This window comes from Maribellus luteus (genome assembly GCF_003576475.1).
Taxonomy (GTDB): Bacteria; Bacteroidota; Bacteroidia; order Bacteroidales; family Prolixibacteraceae; genus Draconibacterium; species Draconibacterium luteum.
In genome coordinates, this window is the sequence record NZ_QWGR01000175.1 from 1 (window position 1) to 581 (window position 581).

The 581-nt window shown below is 68.5% G+C and carries 1 protein-coding gene; it reads right to left on the reverse strand.

What is annotated here, in order from left to right; genetic code table 11:
- Positions 1 to 581: P-type ATPase actuator domain-containing protein (locus D1614_RS28465; protein WP_497006680.1), on the reverse strand; the 581-nt coding region annotated here is incomplete at both ends.

Sequence of the window (581 nt, forward strand, 5' to 3'; positions counted from 1 at the left end):
GCGGTAACGATCGCCTCATGCGGGCTTGCGCCAAGGGCAAGCCAGCCGAACATGGTGAGCGCCGCGGTGACATGCACGACCGGGGCGTAGAGCCGGGAGGCGCGATCGGCGAGCTGCACATAGCGGGAGCGGGCCTGCAGCGCGCTGTCGAGAAGCCGCGTGATCTCGGCGAGCAGCGTGCCTTCCGCGGCGGCCGCCACCCTCACGCGCAGCGCACCCGACATGTTCAATGTGCCGGCATAGACTGCCGTGCCCTTCTCCGCCGCGACATGCAGGGTCTCGCCGGTGATCAGGCTCTGGTCGATTTCGGAACGGCCCTCGATGACCGTGCCGTCGACCGCCGAGCGCTCGCCCGGCCGCAGCAGCACGATTTCGCCGGCGCGGATGCTGGCGGCCGGAACCTCGCTGATTTCGTCGGGACCGACGAATTTTGCCGCCGTCTCCGCCTTCAACGCGGCGAGATTGCCGGCCACCGCACGCGTGCGCCGCCGCATGTTCTGGTCGAGATAGCGCCCGGCCAGCAGAAACGTCAAAAGCATCACGGCGGCGTCGAAGTAGGCGTGCTCGGCATGCTGCATGGT